Annotated in this window: 27 protein-coding genes and 2 pseudogenes; 25 read left to right on the plus strand and 4 right to left on the minus strand. The window is 42.4% G+C overall.

The genetic code is table 11. From position 1 onward, the window contains the following. Positions 1 to 57 precede the first annotated feature (57 nt). The 16 genes and pseudogenes from BuS5_RS06010 to BuS5_RS06080 all read left to right on the plus strand — a co-directional run bounded on the left by BuS5_RS06010 (position 58) and on the right by BuS5_RS06080 (position 9,291). Positions 58 to 417, plus strand: a complete 360-nt coding sequence (locus tag BuS5_RS06010; protein WP_027355254.1) for a hypothetical protein — start codon at positions 58 to 60, stop codon at positions 415 to 417. Next, positions 414 to 1,532, plus strand: coding sequence for a glycosyltransferase family 4 protein (locus BuS5_RS06015; RefSeq protein ID WP_027355253.1), 1,119 nt, complete (start codon positions 414 to 416; stop codon positions 1,530 to 1,532). Before BuS5_RS06010 ends, BuS5_RS06015 begins: the two co-directional genes overlap by 4 nt. 36 nt (positions 1,533 to 1,568) lie before the next feature. Next, a complete protein-coding gene (locus BuS5_RS06020; RefSeq protein WP_035266958.1) occupies positions 1,569 to 1,808 on the plus strand; it encodes a hypothetical protein in 240 nt (79 codons plus the stop codon). Positions 1,809 to 1,832: 24 nt separating this feature from the next. Then, positions 1,833 to 2,012: a DapH/DapD/GlmU-related protein gene (locus BuS5_RS20405; protein ID WP_084446333.1), complete on the plus strand. Its 180-nt coding sequence runs from the start codon at positions 1,833 to 1,835 to the stop codon at positions 2,010 to 2,012. A gap of 163 nt (positions 2,013 to 2,175) precedes the next feature. Next, positions 2,176 to 2,376 carry a hypothetical protein gene (locus tag BuS5_RS06025; RefSeq protein ID WP_274428102.1) on the plus strand — a complete coding sequence of 67 codons (201 nt, stop codon included), beginning with the start codon at positions 2,176 to 2,178 and terminating at the stop codon, positions 2,374 to 2,376. Then, on the plus strand, positions 2,360 to 2,704 hold the full coding sequence (locus BuS5_RS06030) for a type II toxin-antitoxin system PemK/MazF family toxin (protein WP_274428103.1): 345 nt from the start codon (positions 2,360 to 2,362) through the stop codon (positions 2,702 to 2,704). Before BuS5_RS06025 ends, BuS5_RS06030 begins: the two co-directional genes overlap by 17 nt. Continuing rightward, entirely contained in the window at positions 2,704 to 4,533 is a 1,830-nt protein-coding gene (locus BuS5_RS06035) for an alginate lyase family protein (protein WP_274428104.1), read from the plus strand. The genes BuS5_RS06030 and BuS5_RS06035 overlap by 1 nt, the downstream gene beginning before the upstream one ends. Continuing rightward, complete coding sequence (locus tag BuS5_RS06040; RefSeq protein WP_027355102.1) at positions 4,517 to 5,275, plus strand: WecB/TagA/CpsF family glycosyltransferase; 759 nt, start codon at positions 4,517 to 4,519, stop codon at positions 5,273 to 5,275. Before BuS5_RS06035 ends, BuS5_RS06040 begins: the two co-directional genes overlap by 17 nt. A gap of 61 nt (positions 5,276 to 5,336) precedes the next feature. Then, positions 5,337 to 6,401 (plus strand): annotated as a pseudogene (wecB, locus tag BuS5_RS06045) (non-hydrolyzing UDP-N-acetylglucosamine 2-epimerase). Positions 6,402 to 6,410: 9 nt separating this feature from the next. Beyond that, a complete protein-coding gene (locus BuS5_RS06050; protein ID WP_051375273.1) occupies positions 6,411 to 6,740 on the plus strand; it encodes a WecB/TagA/CpsF family glycosyltransferase in 330 nt (109 codons plus the stop codon). Further along, entirely contained in the window at positions 6,731 to 6,988 is a 258-nt protein-coding gene (locus BuS5_RS06055) for a UPF0175 family protein (protein WP_027355179.1), read from the plus strand. Before BuS5_RS06050 ends, BuS5_RS06055 begins: the two co-directional genes overlap by 10 nt. Then, positions 6,985 to 7,476 (plus strand): DUF3368 domain-containing protein, encoded by a 492-nt coding sequence (locus BuS5_RS06060; protein WP_027355180.1) that lies wholly within the window; start codon positions 6,985 to 6,987, stop codon positions 7,474 to 7,476. The genes BuS5_RS06055 and BuS5_RS06060 overlap by 4 nt, the downstream gene beginning before the upstream one ends. 398 nt (positions 7,477 to 7,874) lie before the next feature. After that, positions 7,875 to 8,135 carry a hypothetical protein gene (locus BuS5_RS06065; RefSeq protein WP_274428105.1) on the plus strand — a complete coding sequence of 87 codons (261 nt, stop codon included), beginning with the start codon at positions 7,875 to 7,877 and terminating at the stop codon, positions 8,133 to 8,135. A 204-nt stretch (positions 8,136 to 8,339) separates the two neighbouring features. Then, entirely contained in the window at positions 8,340 to 8,519 is a 180-nt protein-coding gene (locus BuS5_RS06070; RefSeq protein ID WP_274428106.1) for a hypothetical protein, read from the plus strand. 3 nt (positions 8,520 to 8,522) lie between these two features. Beyond that, positions 8,523 to 8,819 (plus strand): WecB/TagA/CpsF family glycosyltransferase, encoded by a 297-nt coding sequence (locus BuS5_RS06075; RefSeq protein ID WP_051375310.1) that lies wholly within the window; start codon positions 8,523 to 8,525, stop codon positions 8,817 to 8,819. Then, complete coding sequence (locus BuS5_RS06080) at positions 8,794 to 9,291, plus strand: WecB/TagA/CpsF family glycosyltransferase (RefSeq protein WP_051375308.1); 498 nt, start codon at positions 8,794 to 8,796, stop codon at positions 9,289 to 9,291. The genes BuS5_RS06075 and BuS5_RS06080 overlap by 26 nt, the downstream gene beginning before the upstream one ends. Positions 9,292 to 9,482: 191 nt before the next feature. Here BuS5_RS06080 and BuS5_RS06085 read toward each other — a convergent pair whose 3' ends face one another. Both BuS5_RS06085 and BuS5_RS06090 read right to left on the minus strand, forming a co-directional pair. Further along, positions 9,483 to 9,761, minus strand: coding sequence for a HigA family addiction module antitoxin (locus BuS5_RS06085; protein ID WP_027355151.1), 279 nt, complete (start codon positions 9,759 to 9,761; stop codon positions 9,483 to 9,485). 4 nt (positions 9,762 to 9,765) lie between these two features. Further along, complete coding sequence (locus BuS5_RS06090; RefSeq protein ID WP_027355152.1) at positions 9,766 to 10,053, minus strand: type II toxin-antitoxin system RelE/ParE family toxin; 288 nt, start codon at positions 10,051 to 10,053, stop codon at positions 9,766 to 9,768. 172 nt (positions 10,054 to 10,225) lie between these two features. Between BuS5_RS06090 and BuS5_RS06095 the strand changes: the two genes are divergently transcribed. Next, positions 10,226 to 10,381: a hypothetical protein gene (locus tag BuS5_RS06095; RefSeq protein ID WP_157487508.1), complete on the plus strand. Its 156-nt coding sequence runs from the start codon at positions 10,226 to 10,228 to the stop codon at positions 10,379 to 10,381. A gap of 64 nt (positions 10,382 to 10,445) precedes the next feature. Here the strand turns inward: BuS5_RS06095 and brnA are convergent, their stop codons facing one another. Together brnA and BuS5_RS06105 are read right to left on the minus strand one after the other, a co-directional pair. After that, positions 10,446 to 10,706 carry a type II toxin-antitoxin system BrnA family antitoxin gene (gene brnA / locus BuS5_RS06100; protein WP_027355153.1) on the minus strand — a complete coding sequence of 87 codons (261 nt, stop codon included), beginning with the start codon at positions 10,704 to 10,706 and terminating at the stop codon, positions 10,446 to 10,448. 280 nt (positions 10,707 to 10,986) lie between these two features. Continuing rightward, on the minus strand, positions 10,987 to 11,145 hold the full coding sequence (locus BuS5_RS06105) for a hypothetical protein (protein WP_274428107.1): 159 nt from the start codon (positions 11,143 to 11,145) through the stop codon (positions 10,987 to 10,989). A 390-nt stretch (positions 11,146 to 11,535) separates the two neighbouring features. On the opposite strand from BuS5_RS06105, the pseudogene wecB (BuS5_RS06110) reads away from it, so the two are divergent. From wecB (BuS5_RS06110) to BuS5_RS06145, 8 genes and pseudogenes are all read left to right on the plus strand, one after another. Continuing rightward, positions 11,536 to 12,600: pseudogene (gene wecB, locus BuS5_RS06110) on the plus strand (non-hydrolyzing UDP-N-acetylglucosamine 2-epimerase). Positions 12,601 to 12,609: 9 nt separating this feature from the next. Then, a complete protein-coding gene (locus BuS5_RS06115) occupies positions 12,610 to 12,939 on the plus strand; it encodes a WecB/TagA/CpsF family glycosyltransferase (protein WP_051375273.1) in 330 nt (109 codons plus the stop codon). Then, positions 12,930 to 13,187, plus strand: coding sequence for a UPF0175 family protein (locus BuS5_RS06120; protein WP_027355179.1), 258 nt, complete (start codon positions 12,930 to 12,932; stop codon positions 13,185 to 13,187). The genes BuS5_RS06115 and BuS5_RS06120 overlap by 10 nt, the downstream gene beginning before the upstream one ends. Then, entirely contained in the window at positions 13,184 to 13,675 is a 492-nt protein-coding gene (locus BuS5_RS06125; RefSeq protein WP_027355180.1) for a DUF3368 domain-containing protein, read from the plus strand. Before BuS5_RS06120 ends, BuS5_RS06125 begins: the two co-directional genes overlap by 4 nt. A 398-nt stretch (positions 13,676 to 14,073) precedes the next feature. After that, positions 14,074 to 14,334 (plus strand): hypothetical protein, encoded by a 261-nt coding sequence (locus BuS5_RS06130; RefSeq protein WP_274428105.1) that lies wholly within the window; start codon positions 14,074 to 14,076, stop codon positions 14,332 to 14,334. A 204-nt stretch (positions 14,335 to 14,538) separates the two neighbouring features. After that, positions 14,539 to 14,718, plus strand: a complete 180-nt coding sequence (locus BuS5_RS06135; protein ID WP_274428106.1) for a hypothetical protein — start codon at positions 14,539 to 14,541, stop codon at positions 14,716 to 14,718. Positions 14,719 to 14,721: 3 nt separating this feature from the next. Continuing rightward, positions 14,722 to 15,018, plus strand: a complete 297-nt coding sequence (locus BuS5_RS06140; RefSeq protein ID WP_051375310.1) for a WecB/TagA/CpsF family glycosyltransferase — start codon at positions 14,722 to 14,724, stop codon at positions 15,016 to 15,018. After that, positions 14,993 to 15,490, plus strand: coding sequence for a WecB/TagA/CpsF family glycosyltransferase (locus BuS5_RS06145; protein WP_051375308.1), 498 nt, complete (start codon positions 14,993 to 14,995; stop codon positions 15,488 to 15,490). The genes BuS5_RS06140 and BuS5_RS06145 overlap by 26 nt, the downstream gene beginning before the upstream one ends. Positions 15,491 to 15,653 lie beyond the last annotated feature (163 nt).

Here is a 15,653-nt window from a genome sequence, read left to right on the forward strand (position 1 = left end):
GCCGAAAGTATTTTGCGGAAGGTTTGCGAATATCTATATGTAACCTTTGAAAGCTCGATGCTCAGCCTGAAAAAGCCCTCGGAGAATCTCGGCGACACCAAAGGGGAGATTTCGATCGTCAAGGACAATTACGGCAAGTGGCGCGAGAGGTTGACTCCGGCCAGAGCCGCTAGAATCGAGGCCATTTGCGGAAGTCTGATGCGCGAAATCGGCTACGAGACCACGCACGACAGACCCGATAAGCGTCTCTTGGGTCTGGAAATGTCGATATACAAGCTATTTGATGGATTTAATCTCTTGAAATTCAATACGCGAAAGGAAGGCAATCCGCTACGCGCTTTGCATTGGATGGCCAAGGCCATGCGAGTGGCCAGGTCTAAGCACGACGACGCAAGCGGATCAAAGCAACAATCATGAGCGAGCTTGCCTGCAAGGCCATGGTCTGCGTCCCGTCTCTTTTGGCGCAGGGCGGAGTCAGCAACTACTATCGGGTCGTCAATCCCTATTTCGAGGACGTTGACGGCGTGGACTTCTTCGAACTTGGAGGCCAACAGCGTTCCCCGCTCGGCGTTGCCTTGGCCATGATCCTGGAACCGATTCATTTCTTGCTTGCGCTCATCAATGGAGGTTACGGAATCGTTCACCTCAACCCCTCCATTCAGCCGCGGGCGCTGGTTCGTAACGCCGTAGTGCTTGTCTTTGCAAAGTTGTGCCGCAAAAAGGCCGTCATACTGTGGCATGGTTGGGATGTGGAAGTGGAACGGCGTATGGTCCGTCGGCTGCGTCGGTTGTTTGCGCTGATCTTCAATCTGGCCGATGTTAGCCTGGTGTTGGCCGTTGAATTTAAGCAAAGGCTCAAGGATCTGGGCGTCAACCATGATATCTTCGTGACCAGCACAATCGTTGAAGCGGATATGGTTTGCGTACGCGAAATCGGTCGGCAAGATTGCCTTGCGCTTATGTTCATGGCTCGGCTGGTCGAAAACAAAGGCATCCGAGAGACCGTCGAGGCCTTTAGCCTTCTCAAGTCTGAGTTTCCGGATCTGCGACTCGAGGTTGCTGGCGACGGTCCGGAAAAGGCCGTGCTTGCCGCGCGCTACGCCGGGCTGGACGGCCTGACGTTTCACGGCCACATTGGCGACGTACAGAAGTACCGGCTTATGGCTCAATGTGACGTCTTCGTTTTCCCCACCAATTATGGGGAGGGCATGCCGACCTGTGTGCTCGAGGCTATGGTTGCGGGTCTTCCGGTTGTCACCCGCGCGGTGGGTGGCATTCGTGATTTTTTTCGACACGGCGAACACGGTTTACTGGTCGAAACCAGCGAGCCTCAGGAATTGGCAAAGTCACTTGCGGACTTGCTGAAAGACGAAGAACTAAGAAGAAAAATCTCTGAGCATAACAGGCAATATGCCGAGGATCACTTTTCGGCCAACATGGTTTCTGAATTTTTGAAAAAGCTTTATGCGGCAGTTTGCAATGGCGATATCAGCGATTTGCCGAGCGAATGGTTCGCATCTATAGAACGCTGAATCCTCACCAATACTTATGGACACGGATAATTAACAATGACAGGATTTTCCAAGCTGCTAAGAAAAACTATTCATCGGGTTGGGAACACAATTAGAGCTGTCAACATCGCTTGGTTGCGATTGACCGGCGCCGAGATCGGCGAAAACTGCATGATCAGCCTGAGAGCCAAGATCGATGTGCGACGTGGCAAAGTGATCATCGGCGACAACAGCACCGTCACTTACGGCTGTGTGATTCTCTCCCACGACGCCACGGCTAGGCGAATCAATCCGTAAGATAAAGGTGAAGGCACGGTTCGCATCGGCAACAACGTATTCATCGGCGTAAATTCGGTTGTGCTACCCAATGTGACTATCTGCGACAACAGTATCGTAGGCGCAGGTTCCGTAGTCACAAAAGACATTTCACCCGGAATTGTTGTTGCAGGGAATCCGGCTATACCAACAGGTACCTCAAACAGCAAGTCCAACATTTATTAGTAGAGATTTTTATAAAACAGCATAATTAGTGGGACATACGGCCCTGTCAGTTTTAATGAGCTTTACAGCGCATCGATAACAACATTTAAAATTTTAGAATCAATTCGCACCGGGTTAAGCATAAATTTACATAACCGGCAATAAAAAAACGGGGGATGACTAAATGTTAAACACAGTTTGGGCAATCGTTAGAAAAAAAAAGATTGAATTGCTGGAAGATATTGATATCCAGGATGGCACTAAAGTTTTAGTTACATTATTGAATGACGGGGAAGATCATCAATTTTGGCAAAAAGTCGGAGCAATATCTTTGGACAGTATATGGAATAATCAGGAAGATGATATTTATGAAAAATTACTCTAAATATGACGTGGTTTTAGTAAAATATCCATTTACAGATTTGTCGGGTTCCAAAATCAGGCCTGCTGTAGTTATTAGTTCTCCTCATCCTTCCCATGATATTTTTATTGTACCATTAACAAGCAAAACAGCCTCCCTTCTTCCGGGAGAATTTATTCTGGTGGACTGGCATGGCGCAGGGCTTAATGTTCGTTCAGTTGTGAAGCGTGGTATTTACACTATCAACCACAGGCTTATTATAAAAACAGTTGGAACATTGTCAGCCGGTGATATAAAAAATATCGATAGATCATTGCGGAAGTGGCTGGGATGCGCTCAAAACGCTGTTTAATGTCAAACAAATACCTTTCAAGATTAAAAAACTCTTCTCTGCCGGAATTGTCTTATCGGGCAGCCCAGTTTTTTTTGACTCTCCGTTTAAAATCCAAATTTTTTAAAAATAAAAATTACATAAATATTCCAGGTATTGACCCTGAAGATGTTATTAATCTTAAAATGCCTGAACTGTGCGAAAAAGTGAGTATAGAGACAGTTGAAGAAATCCTCTCGGGCTTTATTTTTACGCTGAATACGGACAAGAAAGAGCTTGCGGATTTTGAAGCAGAAAACCGGAATGTTTTTTTTGCGGATATTAAAACCGGCCCGGATGCTCCTGATATCAGAGCCGTCTGGGAACCGGCCAGGCTGCAGCATATTACCCTTCTTATTGCTTTTGCCACTCAGAGCCAGAACTCATCATCAACAGAATCTATTTTAAAATTTGCTAAAAATGAGGTTCTGCAGTGGATAAAGACCAACCCTTTTCCTGCCGGGCCCCATTATATGTCTGTTATGGAATGCGGGCTGAGGATCCCTCTGTTTTTTTTCTGTTTAAAGATTCTTAAACTTTCAAATAAAGAGTTTATGCTGATTTTAAGTGCAGTTTATCAGCATGCCTGGTGGATTTCAAAACGTCTTTCCTTGTATTCATCCCTGGGGAATCATACGGTTTGTGAATGTATAGGTCTTTTATTTGCCGGAGCAATTTACAAAAAAACAAAAAAAGGCGTAAAATGGCTGCATACAGGAATTGATATCCTGAACAAAGAACTGAAGCATCAGATACTGGAAGACGGAGGGCCGGTTGAACAGTCTTTGAGCTATCATCGTTTTGTGCTGGATCTTTACTGGCTGGCGGTTGATTTTATTGAAAAAAATGATCTGGGCGTTACGGAAGAAATGAAAAAAAGGCTGATACGGGCGGAACAATTTTATGGTGCATTTATGACTGATCAAGGTGAAACACCGTCAATCGGTGACAGTGACGATGGTTTTGCAATTGCTCCTTTTATCAGCTCTTTACGGGAAAAAACAGAACAAAAAAGACAGGAAATAACTCATTTTAAACATTCTGGATATACTATCATTCAAACCGACAATCATGCCTCCCTGATATTTGATCACGGATCCCTGGGGATGGCGCCGCTTTATAATCACGGTCATGCGGATGCCCTGTCTGTTACTTTGTTTAAGGATGGTAATGAAATTTTTGTGGATCCCGGCACGTACAGATATAATGGTGTTCCCGAGTGGAGACGCTACTTTAAGGGAACAAGAGCTCATAATACGGTAACCGTAGACGGTCTGGATCAGGCTGTCCAGGAAACAGGCTTTATCTGGAGCCATCCTTTTCATGCAAAGATATTAAAAAATTGCGAACAGAATGACACGTTTCTGATTCAGGCCGAACATGATGGTTATGACAGGCTTAAAAAATCTGTCCGCCACAAACGGACTATTGTTTTTTTAAATAAAACTGATTTTTTGATAAAAGATACATTTTCCGGCACAGGCGCGCATGCTTTTGAGCTGAATTTCCACTTGCATCCTGATGTAACAGTATCTATACAAGATGGCTGGTGGCAGGTGATTAATAATAGCGGCCCGGTTTTTTTAAAACTGGTTGATACAGTTGGCTTCTCATTGAGAAATGGTGAAAAGAAGCCTTTATGCGGCTGGTATTCGCCTTGTTACGGAATAAAGCTTAAATGCAACCTGTTAAGCTGCGAAAAAAAAGGAATTGCAGAAAGCATTTCCTTTATAACTGTGATTTGCACCAATAAGCCACTGGAAGACAGAATTATTTTTGAAAGGATAAAACAGATTGAAAAACAGACTTGATATTTTAAACATTTGGGTTGATCCTGTTAACAGGGAACAGGCTGTCCGCCTTGTGGAAAAATTTCTTGCACAAGAGGCTCGGCCGCATTCAATTTTTGCTTCGAATCCTGAAAAAAATTTTACGGTTCCAAAGGATCTTGATCTTTATAAAACTTTCAAAGAAGCGGACCTGCTGCTGCCGGATGGGATAGGAATGGTGCTGGCTGCCAGAATTCTGCACAAGGCCGGCTTGACACGGGTTCCGGGCTCTGAGTTTATTTTTGATCTGTGCAGGCTGGCTGAGATTAAAGGTTATAAAATTTTTCTTTATGGAGCCAAAGAAGAAGTCAGCCGGGCCGCAGCGGATAAGTTACAAAAGCAGTATCCTGATCTTGTAATTGCCGGAAGGGAAAACGGTTATCTTAAAGAACCTGAAATGCCTGACCTGATTGGTCGGATCAACGAGTCCGGCGCAGAAATTCTGTTTATAGCGCTTGGCTCGCCCATGCAGGAAAAATGGTATGCTGTGCATAAGAATGAACTGACCCATGTAAGGGTATGCCAGGCCATAGGTGGAACCCTGGATACTATTGCGGGGAACGTCAAGCGCGCTCCTGAATTATGGTGCAAATTTTCTCTGGAGTGGCTGTACAGGCTGCTTTCTGAACCAAAACGGATAAAAAGACAGAAAGTGTTGCCTGTTTTTGCAATCATGATACTTGTCCGCAAGTTGAAAGCCATGTTGAGTTTAGAAAAAAAATAACTGCAAGGGGATAAATATAAAAATGAAAGTACTGTTGATTGCCGGCGCGCGTCCCAATTTTATGAAGATCGCCCCTGTGCACAGGGAATCCAAAAAATATAAGGAGATTGACTGCAAAATAGTCCATACCGGCCAGCATTATGATTATGAGATGTCTGCGGCTTTTTTTAAGGATCTTGAAATACCTGAGCCGGATTTTTTTCTGGATGCAGGTTCAGGCTCCCATGCTGTCCAGACCGCAAAGATAATGACAGCTTTTGAGAAAGTCTGCCTGGATGAAAAGCCTGATATTATAATTGTAGTTGGTGATGTAAATTCAACCCTTGCTTGCAGCATAGTAGCAAAAAAGCTTTTGATAAAGGTTGCCCATGTAGAGGCAGGCCTTAGAAGTTTTGACCTTACCATGCCGGAAGAGATCAACCGGATGGTCACAGACTCTATTAGTGATTATTTTTTTGTTACTGAAGAAAGCGGGATGCAGAACCTTATTAACGAGGGTAAGCCTGAAAGTAGTATCCATTTTGTAGGTCATGTGATGATCGATAATCTTCTTTACCAGGTGGAAAAACTTGTGGATGAAGACGTAAGCGGTTTTTCAACTTATGAATTCAGGAATTAGCATAGAGATTATGCTTTTTTGACAATGCACAGACCTTCCAATGTGGACACCGGGGAAACCTTGAATGAAATAGTTTCTGCTTTAAATGAAATTTCTGATGACATGCCGATTGTTTTTGCTGTACATCCAAGAACCGGGACAATGATCGATCAATTTAATATAAGATTTTCAGATAATATTACGTTGCTGCCGCCTTTGGGTTTTAAGGAAGCTCTTTTTTTATGGAAAGATGCTGCCGTAGTGATCACAGACAGCGGCGGGCTGCAGGAAGAAACTACTGCTCTGGGTGTGCCGTGTATTACCCTGCGGGAAAATACGGAGAGGCCGATTACAATTGAGATGGGGACAAATATTTTGGCGGGGACTAAAAAAGAATCCATCCTCAATGCTTACAGGGAAAGTATCAAGGGGAAAAGCAAAGAACATAATGTCCCGCCTAAATGGGATGGCCGGGCGGCAGAGAGAATATGGAAGATTATTTTGAAGAATATTTCATACACGGATTAACATTAAAGGATGAAACGGGATTTTCCCTGCATTGAAGTTTGCGAGACATATTCGCCTCCTTTTAAGAAAGAATTCAGCCAGGAAGACAACTCGGCTATGATTAGCGCTATTAATAATGCACGTCCCGATATGCTCTGGGTCGGCATGACCGCTCCCAAACAGGAAAAATGGATTTATAAAAATCGTGATAAGGAACGGGGAAGTTATTTCGTCCTCGTTCCTAAGCTTAATGTGCCGTTTACAGCCGCTATAGGGGCGGTATTCGATTTTTACGCAGGCATCAGGAAACGATCTTTCGGTTTTTGGATAAAAGCAGGAGGAGTTGTCACATGCAAATAGTTATGGATATACCTACGGAACTTGCCCACGCTATTAAGTTGCCGGAAGAAGAAATTCCAACAAGACTAAAAACGGAATTGGCTATCAGGCTTTATCGAAAAAAATTATTAAACTTTGGTAAAGCAAGACAGCTTGCCCAAATGACTTATTGGGAATTTTATGAATTAATAGGTAAAGAAGATGTTAATAGAAATTATGATGTCAATGAATTAGAAGAGGATCTGGCAACACTGGAGGAACTTTTTTGATAGCAGTAGCCGACTCTTCTGTGCTTATTGGATTAAGCGCTATTGGACACTTGCATCTTTTAAAAACGTTGTTTGGCAGAGAAATTTTGATTCCTTTTGCTGTTTGGCGAGAGGTAGTTGAGCAAGGAGAAAAACGACCGGGAGCAAGACAAGTTTCATCGGCTGACTGGATTATTGTTCAAAATGTTGATAGTTCGGATTTGCTGCGACTCCTTAAGATTGATCTGGACGCAGGAGAGGCTGAAGCTATTGTCTTGGCCAAAGAAATTAATGCGGATGTAATTTTTTTAGATGAACGGGATGCCAGAAAAAAAGCGAAATTCCTTGATCTAAAGATTCTCGGAACAATTGGCATTCTGATTAAGGCTAAACAATCAGGAGAGATACAATCGTTAGAAAAAGTCTTAAATGATCTTCGTTTTCAAGCTCATTTTAGAATTAGTGACCTCCTGTTTCGGAGGGCACTTGCCGCAGTTGAAGAGAATTGAATATCTATTTATTGCATCCTGACAAACAGACCGATTTTGCTACAAAACTCTCAATTGCTGTTATTGCCATAAAAGCGCTGATCTCTGACGAGTTGAAAAATAATTGGATTTTTTTACATATCAATCAATGTGAGCAGGCAGATAAAATATGTTAATCAAACTTGGTAAATATTCTATAAGCAACAGGGGGCCGGAGGTGATGTCGAACTGGCCTGGTGGCTGATAAAATCCGGCGGCGCTGGAGCATACATGGCCTGCGCCAACCCCCATTCCCTGGTCGTCGCTTCCAAAAACGTTTTATTCGAAAGCGCTTTAAAAAATGTCGCTATCCTGCTCCCTGACGGCACTGGCATATTAATCAAATGTTGGACATCAAGAAGGAATATGGAAATAATGCCATGAAACCAAAAGTTTACATTGAAACTTCAATTCCAAGTTATTTGACTGCGAGACCGAGCAACGATCTTCGCGCTATGGCCAACCAAAACACAACAATTGAGTGGTGGGAAATTCGAAGGCCTGAATTTGAAATATACATTTCTGAATTCGTTGTTGCCGCAGCATCACAAGGGCATCCGAAAGCGGCAGCACGTCGATTGGCAGCAATTGAAGGATGTTACGGAAAAAGTACGACAATCAGGAAGAGTTTTAGTTGCTGAAGGTCCTATTCCGGAAGGTGCCGAGATTGATGCGTACCACATAGCCGTTGCAAACAGTTAATGGAATGGATTATCTTCTTACATGGAATTGTAAGCACATCGCGAATGCGGTAATGCGCACACAAATTGAGGCTGTTTGTTTTGATCATGGTTTTGAACCACCAATAATATGCACACCTGTAGAACTCATGGAGGATTAATATTATGTGGCAAGATCCAATAGTTAAAGAAACGCGAGAATTAAGAGAGCTATACGCATCCAGGTTCAAACATGACGCTGATGCAATCTTTGAAGATATTCTTAAACGCCAGGAGAAATCAGGGCGAAAGCGGATAGCATTTCCCGCACGCAAACCGAAATTGAAAGGAAAAGCAGGCAGATAAAAAATGCTAATTAAACTTGGCAAATATTCCATCAGCAACAGGGGGCTGGCAGGTGATGTCGGCTTTGCATTACAGGCTATAAAAAACAAAAGTATCGGTACATACATGGCCTGCGCCAATCCTCATTCCCTGGTTGTTGCCTCAAAAGATGCTTTGTTTGAAAGCGCTTTAAAAAATGCTGATATTCTGGTTCCTGACGGCACGGGCATTATCATAGCAGCTAAAATTTTAGGACTGCCATGTACTGAAAAGGTCGCAGGAACCGATTTCTTCCTTGGCCTTTCACGCAAGGCACAATGAAGAAAAAAAAGGACTCAAATATTTTTTCCTCGGATCTTCAAAAAAAACTCTATGTTTGATCGCAGAAAGGATGAAACAGGATTTTCCTTACATTGAAGTTTGTGGAACCTATTCACCTCCTTTTAAAAATGAATTCAGAAATGAAGATAATCAGTTAATGATAAAGGCTGTAAATGAAGCCAAACCTGATGTTTTATGGGTAGGCATGACCGCCCCAAAACAGGAAAAATGGATTTATGAAAATCGCGATAAGCTTAATGTGCCGTTTATAGCCGCTATCGGGGCGGTATTCGATTTTTATGCGGGAACTAAAGAACGATCTTCCGGTTTTTGGATAACAATAGGCCTTGAATGGCTGCCCAGGTTTTTAAAAGAACCAGGAAGACTTTGGAAGAGAAATTTTAAATCAACGCCGATTTTTTTGGGCTGGGTGTTAAAGGAAAAAATCAAACAGATGATGCGTCAAGAATAACAAATGCAACAAGTTTTACCTATTTCAGATCAAGGCTGTTTTTGGGTAAAAAAGAGTTAGCCACAGCCCCACGCAGACGTTTCCTCCTGCGGACTCCGCAGAAGAAAAAAGTGTCATCGCTCCGCGACAGAAATTAGAGAAACGGCTGAAACAAGAGCGAAAGACTTACAAACGATGAGCGGCTTGATATCTCAGGCTGCCTGTTCGACTTCGGCATTAACTTTCGGGCCGATCTTATGTGCAGTTATAGCCAGCTCGTATCTGATTTGAAGATTCATCCAAAAGCGGGCGCTGTTACCAAAATAACGGGAAAGCCGCAACGCTGTTTCCGCACTAATGCCACGCTTGCCATTAAGGATTTGAGTAATACGCCCTGAAGGTACACGCAATGATAGAGCAAGTTTGTTGGCCGAAAGTTCGCGTGCCGTCATTTCACGTTTAAGAATACGTCCCGGGTGAATTGGTTTCATGATTTTACCCCTTGTGGTAATCTGTAATTTCAACATCATACGCATCGCCGTCCTTAAAACGAAAACAGATCCGCCATGGCCCGTTTGCCCTCATCGCCCATTGACCTGCTCTATTACCGGATAATTTGTGCAGGCCTACACTTTTTAATGGGCTTAAATCCTTTAGAGATTCTGCAGCATCAAGAGCAGCGAGCAAATCGTCAGCAGCATCCGGATCCAGGCCACGAAATCTGGATGTCTTGCCTTCTTCGTAAAAGCGTCGAGAGCGACTGTTGCCCCATGAGCGAATCATACATATAATATACTACGGATCTTGTAGTATTGCAAACGTTTTTTATGATTATTGAGGATTAAGAATGAATGTGTTAGACACGGATTGCACGGATTAACACTAAGCAAATTAGCCACAGACACACAAACGTTTCTTCCTACGGACTCCGCAGAAGGGGAAGGCGGAGGACGTTATGTTGATCTCAAAAAAAAATAACTGCAAGGGGATAAATATAAAAATGAAAGTACTGTTGATAGCAGGCGCGCGTCCCAATTTTATGAAGATCGCCCCTGTTTTCCCAAGCAGGGACGCCAATTGTCTGCAGGTGCATCAGACCAAGATTGGTTGAGGAATTTTAAATGATGGTTGAAAGCGAAAGTAAGGAGTAAGCAGGTAGTAACAGATAGTCAATGTCATGCAGTTGTTACCTTCTCTTGTTTTACCCTTTCATGCAACCAAACCTTGATTAAAGCACCGCGATCTACACCGATTTTTTCCCGGATGCGATCAATTTCGTTGACCAGTTCTTCTGCCACATCAAGCGTGATGCGGACTTTCTTCCCGTGGCGAATAATTCTGGACTTAGACATGTCAATAAGATCATGAATATCCTCGCCCTCGTCGAATCGTCGGTCAAACTCTTCCGTGCTTTTAGCTGTTTTCTTTTTCGCCATACAATTCGGCCTCCTTTTTTCTGGAGCGTCTTGCTGATATAATACGGACAGCATTTCCCCTCCGGGTGAAAATTGCGGTCCACAGCTTTTTATTGATTTTTCCGGCATCCTTCATTAAAGGCCCAAAGTAGTTAACACTTTTTCCCAGGTTAGAACCGATATTTTCACCGCAGAGAACGCAGAAAGCGCAGAGGAACTGCTTAATTTTTAATGTAATATCTCAGCGATCTCTGCGTTCTCCGCGGTGAAATCCAATTTTTTATAACAAAGTAAATATAAACTAAATTTGAAGGATGCCGATTTTTCCTATTAAAATACTTCTGTTTTCAAGCGGATAGGATGTGAGAATTTCGACCCTGTGAGTATCGTCCCACAGTTTCTTTGCCGTATCGAAATCAATATCATGCTTAAGGGAACTTACAGAAAATAATCTACGCATCCTGCTTGCCCTTTTGTCCGTCTTCTACGTTGCGGCAACAGTTGTATAGTTCACTATGCAACTGTTACCACGCCTTGAAGACGAACAAAAATTCTGCACGATATGCGTAGATTATTTCCTTCCAGTTCCCTAACTTTGTTAGTACGGTTTTTTTTATTATCCCATTCAAATCGCATGGTATATGTTGTACATATTTTATACAAAATTACAACACAGAATATAAACTGTTTGATCTGGAAAGTGAGGACTGTTGATATAAAAAATATCGACAGGTCATTGCGAAAATGGATGGGATGTGTTCAAAACGCTGTTTAATGTCAAAAAAATAACTGCAAGGGGATAAATATAAAAATGAAAGTACTGTTGATTGCGGGCGCTCGTCCCAATTTTATGAAGATCGCCCTTGTGCACAGGGAATCCAAAAAATATAAGGAGATTGACTGCAAAATAGTCCATACAGGCCAGCATTATGATTATGAGATGTCTGCGGCTTTTTTTAAGGATCTTGAAATACCTGAGCCGGATTTTTTCCTGGATGCAGGTTCAGGCTCCCATGCTGTCCAGACCGCAAAGATAATGACAGTTTTTGAGAAAGTCTGCCTGGATGAAAAGCCTGATATTATAATTGTAGTTGGTGATGTAAATTCAACCCTTGCTTGCAGCATAGTAGCAAAAAAGCTTTTGATAAAGGTTGCCCATGTAGAGGCAGGCCTTAGAAGTTTTGACCTTACCATGCCGGAAGAGATCAACCGGATGGTCACAGACTCTATTAGTGATTATTTTTTTGTTACTGAAGAAAGCGGGATGCAGAACCTTATTAACGAGGGTAAGCCTGAAAGTAGTATCCATTTTGTAGGTCATGTGATGATCGATAATCTTCTTTACCAGGTGGAAAAACTTGTGGATGAAGACGTAAGCGGTTTTTCAACTTATGAATTCAGGAATTAGCATAGAGATTATGCTTTTTTGACAATGCACAGACCTTCCAATGTGGACACCGGGGAAACCTTGAATGAAATAGTTTCTGCTTTAAATGAAATTTCTGATGACATGCCGATTGTTTTTGCTGTACATCCAAGAACCGGGACAATGATCGATCAATTTAATATAAGATTTTCAGATAATATTACGTTGCTGCCGCCTTTGGGTTTTAAGGAAGCTCTTTTTTTATGGAAAGATGCTGCCGTAGTGATCACAGACAGCGGCGGGCTGCAGGAAGAAACTACTGCTCTGGGTGTGCCGTGTATTACCCTGCGGGAAAATACGGAGAGGCCGATTACAATTGAGATGGGGACAAATATTTTGGCGGGGACTAAAAAAGAATCCATCCTCAATGCTTACAGGGAAAGTATCAAGGGGAAAAGCAAAGAACATAATGTCCCGCCTAAATGGGATGGCCGGGCGGCAGAGAGAATATGGAAGATTATTTTGAAGAATATTTCATACACGGATTAACATTAAAGGATGAAACGGGATTTTCCCTGCATTGAAGTTTGCGAGACATATTCGCCTCCTTTTAAGAAAGAATTCAGCCAGGAAGACAACTCGGCTATGATTAGCGCTATTAATAATGCACGTCCCGATATGCTCTGGGTCGGCATGACCGCTCCCAAACAGGAAAAATGGATTTATAAAAATCGTGATAAGGAACGGGGAAGTTATTTCGTCCTCGTTCCTAAGCTTAATGTGCCGTTTACAGCCGCTATAGGGGCGGTATTCGATTTTTACGCAGGCATCAGGAAACGATCTTTCGGTTTTTGGATAAAAGCAGGAGGAGTTGTCACATGCAAATAGTTATGGATATACCTACGGAACTTGCCCACGCTATTAAGTTGCCGGAAGAAGAAATTCCAACAAGACTAAAAACGGAATTGGCTATCAGGCTTTATCGAAAAAAATTATTAAACTTTGGTAAAGCAAGACAGCTTGCCCAAATGACTTATTGGGAATTTTATGAATTAATAGGTAAAGAAGATGTTAATAGAAATTATGATGTCAATGAATTAGAAGAGGATCTGGCAACACTGGAGGAACTTTTTTGATAGCAGTAGCCGACTCTTCTGTGCTTATTGGATTAAGCGCTATTGGACACTTGCATCTTTTAAAAACGTTGTTTGGCAGAGAAATTTTGATTCCTTTTGCTGTTTGGCGAGAGGTAGTTGAGCAAGGAGAAAAACGACCGGGAGCAAGACAAGTTTCATCGGCTGACTGGATTATTGTTCAAAATGTTGATAGTTCGGATTTGCTGCGACTCCTTAAGATTGATCTGGACGCAGGAGAGGCTGAAGCTATTGTCTTGGCCAAAGAAATTAATGCGGATGTAATTTTTTTAGATGAACGGGATGCCAGAAAAAAAGCGAAATTCCTTGATCTAAAGATTCTCGGAACAATTGGCATTCTGATTAAGGCTAAACAATCAGGAGAGATACAATCGTTAGAAAAAGTCTTAAATGATCTTCGTTTTCAAGCTCATTTTAGAATTAGTGACCTCCTGTTTCGGAGGGCACTTGCCGCAGTTGAAGAGAATTGAATATCTATTTATTGCATCCTGACAAACAGACCGATTTTGCTACAAAACTCTCAATTGCTGTTATTGCCATAAAAGCGCTGATCTCTGACGAGTTGAAAAATAATTGGATTTTTTTACATATCAATCAATGTGAGCAGGCAGATAAAATATGTTAATCAAACTTGGTAAATATTCTATAAGCAACAGGGGGCCGGAGGTGATGTCGAACTGGCCTGGTGGCTGATAAAATCCGGCGGCGCTGGAGCATACATGGCCTGCGCCAACCCCCATTCCCTGGTCGTCGCTTCCAAAAACGTTTTATTCGAAAGCGCTTTAAAAAATGTCGCTATCCTGCTCCCTGACGGCACTGGCATATTAATCAAATGTTGGACATCAAGAAGGAATATGGAAATAATGCCATGAAACCAAAAGTTTACATTGAAACTTCAATTCCAAGTTATTTGACTGCGAGACCGAGCAACGATCTTCGCGCTATGGCCAACCAAAACACAACAATTGAGTGGTGGGAAATTCGAAGGCCTGAATTTGAAATATACATTTCTGAATTCGTTGTTGCCGCAGCATCACAAGGGCATCCGAAAGCGGCAGCACGTCGATTGGCAGCAATTGAAGGATGTTACGGAAAAAGTACGACAATCAGGAAGAGTTTTAGTTGCTGAAGGTCCTATTCCGGAAGGTGCCGAGATTGATGCGTACCACATAGCCGTTGCAAACAGTTAATGGAATGGATTATCTTCTTACATGGAATTGTAAGCACATCGCGAATGCGGTAATGCGCACACAAATTGAGGCTGTTTGTTTTGATCATGGTTTTGAACCACCAATAATATGCACACCTGTAGAACTCATGGAGGATTAATATTATGTGGCAAGATCCAATAGTTAAAGAAACGCGAGAATTAAGAGAGCTATACGCATCCAGGTTCAAACATGACGCTGATGCAATCTTTGAAGATATTCTTAAACGCCAGGAGAAATCAGGGCGAAAGCGGATAGCATTTCCCGCACGCAAACCGAAATTGAAAGGAAAAGCAGGCAGATAAAAAATGCTAATTAAACTTGGCAAATATTCCATCAGCAACAGGGGGCTGGCAGGTGATGTCGGCTTTGCATTACAGGCTATAAAAAACAAAAGTATCGGTACATACATGGCCTGCGCCAATCCTCATTCCCTGGTTGTTGCCTCAAAAGATGCTTTGTTTGAAAGCGCTTTAAAAAATGCTGATATTCTGGTTCCTGACGGCACGGGCATTATCATAGCAGCTAAAATTTTAGGACTGCCATGTACTGAAAAGGTCGCAGGAACCGATTTCTTCCTTGGCCTTTCACGCAAGGCACAATGAAGAAAAAAAAGGACTCAAATATTTTTTCCTCGGATCTTCAAAAAAAACTCTATGTTTGATCGCAGAAAGGATGAAACAGGATTTTCCTTACATTGAAGTTTGTGGAACCTATTCACCTCCTTTTAAAAATGAATTCAGAAATGAAGATAATCAGTTAATGATAAAGGCTGTAAATGAAGCCAAACCTGATGTTTTATGGGTAGGCATGACCGCCCCAAAACAGGAAAAATGGATTTATGAAAATCGCGATAAGCTTAATGTGCCGTTTATAGCCGCTATCGGGGCGGTATTCGATTTTTATGCGGGAACTAAAGAACGATCTTCCGGTTTTTGGATAACAATAGGCCTTGAATGGCTGCCCAGGTTTTTAAAAGAACCAGGAAGACTTTGGAAGAGAAATTTTAAATCAACGCCGATTTTTTTGGGCTGGGTGTTAAAGGAAAAAATCAAACAGATGATGCGTCAAGAATAACAAATGCAACAAGTTTTACCCATTTCGGCTCAAGGCTGTTTTGGGTAAAAAAGAGTTAGCCACAGGCACACGCAGAGACGCACAGATAAAGAACTTAAGAAGAAAAAGTTTGGAAGCGTAGATTGTCCTGTTACTATCTTTCGGAGCTACGGGGCAGGTACAG

Origin of the sequence: Desulfosarcina sp. BuS5 (assembly GCF_028752835.1) — a bacterium.
Taxonomy (GTDB): Bacteria; Desulfobacterota; Desulfobacteria; order Desulfobacterales; family BuS5; genus BuS5.

What these genes read in the sequence shown, in the direction of transcription:
- BuS5_RS06010 (WP_027355254.1), top strand. Translation starts at nt 58, where the DNA reads ATGCTCAGCCTGAAAAAGCCCTCGGAGAATCTCGGCGACACCAAAGGG.
- BuS5_RS06015 (WP_027355253.1), top strand. Translation starts at nt 414, where the DNA reads ATGAGCGAGCTTGCCTGCAAGGCCATGGTCTGCGTCCCGTCTCTTTTG.
- BuS5_RS06020 (WP_035266958.1), top strand. Translation starts at nt 1,569, where the DNA reads ATGACAGGATTTTCCAAGCTGCTAAGAAAAACTATTCATCGGGTTGGG.
- BuS5_RS06025 (WP_274428102.1), top strand. Translation starts at nt 2,176, where the DNA reads ATGTTAAACACAGTTTGGGCAATCGTTAGAAAAAAAAAGATTGAATTG.
- BuS5_RS06030 (WP_274428103.1), top strand. Translation starts at nt 2,360, where the DNA reads ATGAAAAATTACTCTAAATATGACGTGGTTTTAGTAAAATATCCATTT.
- BuS5_RS06035 (WP_274428104.1), top strand. Translation starts at nt 2,704, where the DNA reads ATGTCAAACAAATACCTTTCAAGATTAAAAAACTCTTCTCTGCCGGAA.
- BuS5_RS06050 (WP_051375273.1), top strand. Translation starts at nt 6,411, where the DNA reads ATGAAACGGGATTTTCCCTGCATTGAAGTTTGCGAGACATATTCGCCT.
- BuS5_RS06055 (WP_027355179.1), top strand. Translation starts at nt 6,731, where the DNA reads ATGCAAATAGTTATGGATATACCTACGGAACTTGCCCACGCTATTAAG.
- BuS5_RS06065 (WP_274428105.1), top strand. Translation starts at nt 7,875, where the DNA reads ATGAAACCAAAAGTTTACATTGAAACTTCAATTCCAAGTTATTTGACT.
- BuS5_RS06070 (WP_274428106.1), top strand. Translation starts at nt 8,340, where the DNA reads ATGTGGCAAGATCCAATAGTTAAAGAAACGCGAGAATTAAGAGAGCTA.
- BuS5_RS06075 (WP_051375310.1), top strand. Translation starts at nt 8,523, where the DNA reads ATGCTAATTAAACTTGGCAAATATTCCATCAGCAACAGGGGGCTGGCA.
- BuS5_RS06085 (WP_027355151.1), bottom strand. Translation starts at nt 9,761, where the DNA reads ATGAAACCAATTCACCCGGGACGTATTCTTAAACGTGAAATGACGGCA.
- BuS5_RS06090 (WP_027355152.1), bottom strand. Translation starts at nt 10,053, where the DNA reads ATGATTCGCTCATGGGGCAACAGTCGCTCTCGACGCTTTTACGAAGAA.
- BuS5_RS06095 (WP_157487508.1), top strand. Translation starts at nt 10,226, where the DNA reads ATGTTGATCTCAAAAAAAAATAACTGCAAGGGGATAAATATAAAAATG.
- brnA (WP_027355153.1), bottom strand. Translation starts at nt 10,706, where the DNA reads ATGGCGAAAAAGAAAACAGCTAAAAGCACGGAAGAGTTTGACCGACGA.
- BuS5_RS06105 (WP_274428107.1), bottom strand. Translation starts at nt 11,145, where the DNA reads ATGCGTAGATTATTTTCTGTAAGTTCCCTTAAGCATGATATTGATTTC.
- BuS5_RS06115 (WP_051375273.1), top strand. Translation starts at nt 12,610, where the DNA reads ATGAAACGGGATTTTCCCTGCATTGAAGTTTGCGAGACATATTCGCCT.
- BuS5_RS06120 (WP_027355179.1), top strand. Translation starts at nt 12,930, where the DNA reads ATGCAAATAGTTATGGATATACCTACGGAACTTGCCCACGCTATTAAG.
- BuS5_RS06130 (WP_274428105.1), top strand. Translation starts at nt 14,074, where the DNA reads ATGAAACCAAAAGTTTACATTGAAACTTCAATTCCAAGTTATTTGACT.
- BuS5_RS06135 (WP_274428106.1), top strand. Translation starts at nt 14,539, where the DNA reads ATGTGGCAAGATCCAATAGTTAAAGAAACGCGAGAATTAAGAGAGCTA.
- BuS5_RS06140 (WP_051375310.1), top strand. Translation starts at nt 14,722, where the DNA reads ATGCTAATTAAACTTGGCAAATATTCCATCAGCAACAGGGGGCTGGCA.